Genomic DNA, 4,192 nt, shown 5'->3' with positions numbered 1-4,192 from the left:
TTCATGGCTCCATCCTCTCAAGAGTTGGAGCCTCCGGGGAAGCCGGGGCGGTTCACCGTCGAGCTTTTTCAGAGCAGCGCCCACAGCCGAGGCAGGTAAGCCAGGGGACAGAGTCAGGATTGCCAGATGTTTAGCCTTAAAGCAGCATCGACGTGGCAGCTCGGCTTCAGGGAGCTGTGGCACAGAGCGAAAAGCGTCGGCATCATGAGAGTTGTGTTTGATCAGCCCACCGGCTGGTAGGAGCTTGCTGGCGAAGGCAAGCCAGACTCCGGCTCGATTCTCGCTCGCCGCCTTGAGCGCCAGTAAAAGGTTTCCTTCGGCGTCGCCACCGGTATTCAGTGGGAGCATGGAGCCGCAGAGAACAACTGGAACGTCAATTCCGCTCAGAGCTAGAGACAGTGCTGCCCCAGTGAAGGCCATCGTGTCTGTGCCGTGGGTGATGACGAACCCATCGCACTCAGAGCCGGTGATGAGATCGATCATCCGGTTCCAGTGCGTGAAGCTGACTTCTGCGCTATCCACGAGCGGATCAAATGCCAGTACCGTGACATTGACATCGTCTGGCGAGAGACTTTCGATCGCTTGTTCAAGTACACCTTGCGCAGGCGTCAACCCATCCAGCCCAGGCACCATGCCGATAGTTCCGCCGGTATGCAGTACAACCAGCTTTTTTACAGTTTCTGTATCGGGGGCCTGATCCAGTGTCGGCGACCTCGAAGCCTGTAGCATGTTTACCCCGTGACTCAAGGTGATATTCGCGGCCGTTCCTGTTGAGGTGCTAGGGAACTGCATCTTGTTCATACCTGCAGCTCCACATCACGCCCGACCTTTGGTGTGGTAACAATTTCGCCTGAACATGAGCAGGCGACTAATGCGTCAGCAACCAAGTTGGTTACATCAACGAGGGTCTTTTCAGTTTGTATATCTGCAATCAGCGGCAGCTCCGTGCACGCCAGAATCAGGACATCCGAAGTGAGAGCATCAATGATCTGCTTGAACCTCGGACGAAGTGAGGGATCGTCGCTGCCCAGACGTTTCACGTCTTCGATGAGGACATGCAGATCCTTTGGGCTTTCAGGAAGCTCCACTTCTGTCAATTTGCTCAGGTCGCGATAAGCTGACCACTCGCCCATTTCTGTGACAGGAGCTGCGCCAAGAAGCGCCAGGCGAGTCACCCCGGAATCATTGATCCAACGCTCAAGCACCGACTGAAAAGAGATGAGCTCTGCACTCAAGTTCAGCTCGGCGATACGCGGCGCGAACCAATTCAATGTGTTGCAGGCTATGGCATAGGCATCAACCTGAGGTGCAAGTATGTTCAAAGACTGGCGCATGGCTGACCACACTGCTTCTTCGTTCGCAGCAAGGTCCATGGACAACCCCAACAATGGTTCCGAGACCACTACCATTCGTGGCGCATCGAGGTCGCCCTGAAAGCTTTTACCAATCGATTTTTTGTTACGTTTGAGGATCTTTGCCCACAGATCCAAGCCTGCTTCCGGGCCTGACCCTGTGATAATTCCGATAGTCGCGCGGGAGTGGGTACTAAGCATGACTTCCGACCGCATGAGGTGCTCCGAGAAATGGGTGGATTCCCGGACAAGGTTACTCAGAGCTCGGAGTGCTCAGTATTTGGCAAACAAATGAATTTTGATGCATTGTGATGCTTTTAGAGAGCCACTTAGCACCATGGAAAATTTCGGGTCGAATCTCCGTCTGCTATGCAGTTACCGTCCGTCTATTACGCGAGTTGCGCAGGATCTGAATATCAATCGCAGCCAGTTCAACCGATACCTTGCGGCTACATCGTTCCCGCGCGGCGCGATGATGCGGCGCATCTGTGATTACTTTGGAGTCGAAACCCACGAAATCCTTATGCCTGAGGAGGAGTTCGCGCAGATCATAAAGCGGCGAGGTTTGGCTTCCGACTCGTTCGTACAAACGCTTCGTCAGCATGTCGATCGAATCTTTAGCCGAAACGATCTGCGGCTTGCCAATCTCGTGGGATTCTTCTTCGAGTACTACTTCTCGATGTCTTCGCGTGGGCAGATCGTTCGTGCCCTTGTTGCTGTTACGTCGGATGGAAATCACTTCTACTATCGGCGGCTCGAGCGTATGGGACCATTCGATCGCACATGCAAACGGCACTACAGATATCAGGGCACAGCCCTTATGACAGGGGATCGAATCTTTCTAAATGACTATGAGTACAGTGCAGGGATCGAGATAACCCAGACGGTACTTTACCCCGACTACTCGCACCGCTGGACCCGGCTATACGGTGTAAAGATTGGAGTTTCTGCCAACCGCGATCATGTACCTTGCTGTGTGCGAACCTACCTTGAACGATTGGCACCTCAGATGTCCTTGTTTGCAGCTCTGCGTAAATGCGGATTGTTTGATAGGGACAATCCTGAGATTCCAAAACATGTTCTGCCGATGATTGATAATGCTTACTCAGGGCCAGATGTATTTGAAGCATTTTCGGGTGGGCATATGTAGGAAAAGCATGAGCGGGTGGAGTGGTGATTTAACGCAACTCTGAATGAAGCAGGCATTAATTACGGTCATACCATTGAAGTCTGCTTCGAAAGTTGACTCAATTGCGAAATTTTTGGCGACGCACAATTGGCTTGAGGCCGAGCGGGTGGTTGTCCGATTAAGCTCGGTGCCGCCGATCTCAAACGGCCGATATTGGCCGACTCCAGCCAGAAGCAGCCGGCAGAAATCGGCCAAAAGCGGCCATCCAGCGCCTACGAATTCTGGGGCGACTCAGCAACGGGAGCGGCCACTGGCAGCTGTCTAACCTCCAGAGACTGATCAGGCTGGCGGATAACCTTCAGACATGCCCTCAAACTTCATGTGCACTTGATGAGGAGGGGAGATCAGGTCTGGCGAAGAGAAGTCATGTTCGATGTGTGTTCGAGGGCCTAACCGTCTGGACGGTTTTATCGTTGAGGATGGTGTTGCCCAGATGCTTGCGCAGACCTCCTCCCATCCGATACTACGGCTCGTTATCAACGAACAGGTCGCAGACCCACTGCACTATATCTTCTCGGCGAACATTCCCGGCGAGGTCATCGAGCGCTTCAATGCAGCGATCAGGGAATGGCAACGACAATAGTCGCGGAGACTCATACCAGAGTTGAACTACCCCTAAAACTGACTCATCCCCCGCAACAGAATCTGCGCGTCGTCATAGCTTGGGATTGTGTATAGGATCAGGCGCGGTTGTTTCGGAAGCTGCCGGGCGTGATGCCAACCACTTTTTTGAACGCACGGGTCAGGGGTTTGGGGAGCAATGGAACCAAAAACCAACGTAAGCCCTACCACCTGCGCTCGGTGCCTTCTTCCCAGGCATCCGCCTCGATGAAGCAGTTGCGCATGTCGGCTTCCTGGCTGATCTCGGTCAGCAGGTCGTGCACGGTCTTGTCCAGCTCGTCGTCGCTTCGATACGAAATGGCCAACTCGTAGTGGCCCGACTCCAGCCGTTTCATGCCGTAGGGTTCCAGGCAGTAGCGCTCGATGTTCTCCTTGGCCCGTTTCCGGCCGCGCACGAACTTGCTGTTATTCACCACCGCCAGGCGCAGGGTGACGGTGGCCACCCGCTCGACAGCGGGCGGCTCTGCCGGCGATGACGACGAGGCCGTGATCTGCTGATCGCGTGACCGGGCGCTCTTCTGGTATGCGCCGATCTCGACACCCCGGTGGCGCAGGTAGCTGTACAGTGTGCTCTTGGAGATGTGTAGCTTCTCGCCGATGGCGCTGACGCTCAGGCGACCCTCGCGGTACAGCGTTTGCGCCGCCATGGCGGTGGCCTCGGCCTTGGCGGGCAGACCCTTGGGACGGCCACCGATCCGGCCCCGCGACCGTGCGGCCGACAGGCCCGCCTGAGTCCGCTCGCGGATCAGCTCGCGCTCGAACTCGGCCAGCGAGGCGAACAGGTTGAACACCAGGCGGCCTTGGGCATGGGTGGTGTCGATGGGGTCATTCAGGCTCTGCAAGCCGACCTTACGCTCTGCCAGCTCGCCGACCAGCTCGACCAGGTGCTTGAGCGAGCGCCCGAGGCGATCCAGTTTCCAGATCACCACGGCATCACCCGGACGCACGTTGGCCAGCAGTTTGTCCAGTTCCGGACGGGCGCTTTTCGCGCCGCTGGCGATGTCTTGGTAGATGCGTTCGCACCCGGCCT

Annotated in this window: 4 protein-coding genes; 1 reads left to right on the top strand and 3 read right to left on the bottom strand. The window is 55.9% G+C overall.

From position 1 onward, the window contains the following. Both AC2LD7_RS21760 and AC2LD7_RS21755 read right to left on the bottom strand, forming a co-directional pair. Positions 1-801, bottom strand: an 801-nt coding sequence (locus AC2LD7_RS21760; protein ID WP_484599692.1) for an asparaginase domain-containing protein, incomplete at its 3' end; no start/stop codon positions are given. Then, the gene (locus AC2LD7_RS21755; RefSeq protein WP_484599693.1) at positions 798-1,553 is read right to left on the bottom strand and encodes an aspartate/glutamate racemase family protein; all 756 of its coding nucleotides are present in this window, start codon (positions 1,551-1,553) and stop codon (positions 798-800) included. The genes AC2LD7_RS21755 and AC2LD7_RS21760, both read right to left, overlap by 4 nt. A 100-nt stretch (positions 1,554-1,653) precedes the next feature. Here AC2LD7_RS21755 and AC2LD7_RS21750 point away from each other — a divergent pair, with 100 nt between their 5' ends. Then, on the top strand, positions 1,654-2,502 hold the full coding sequence (locus AC2LD7_RS21750; RefSeq protein WP_484599691.1) for a hypothetical protein: 849 nt from the start codon (positions 1,654-1,656) through the stop codon (positions 2,500-2,502). An 824-nt stretch (positions 2,503-3,326) separates the two neighbouring features. On the opposite strand, the gene AC2LD7_RS21745 is transcribed toward AC2LD7_RS21750, so the two are convergent. Further along, a partial coding sequence (locus AC2LD7_RS21745; protein ID WP_484599690.1) for a recombinase family protein occupies positions 3,327-4,192 on the bottom strand: 866 nt, incomplete at its 5' end.

The sequence above is a fragment of the Stutzerimonas sp. genome (genome assembly GCF_982611455.1).
The sequence above is the reverse complement of the archived record's forward strand: the minus strand, read 5'-3'. Positions and strand labels throughout refer to the sequence as shown.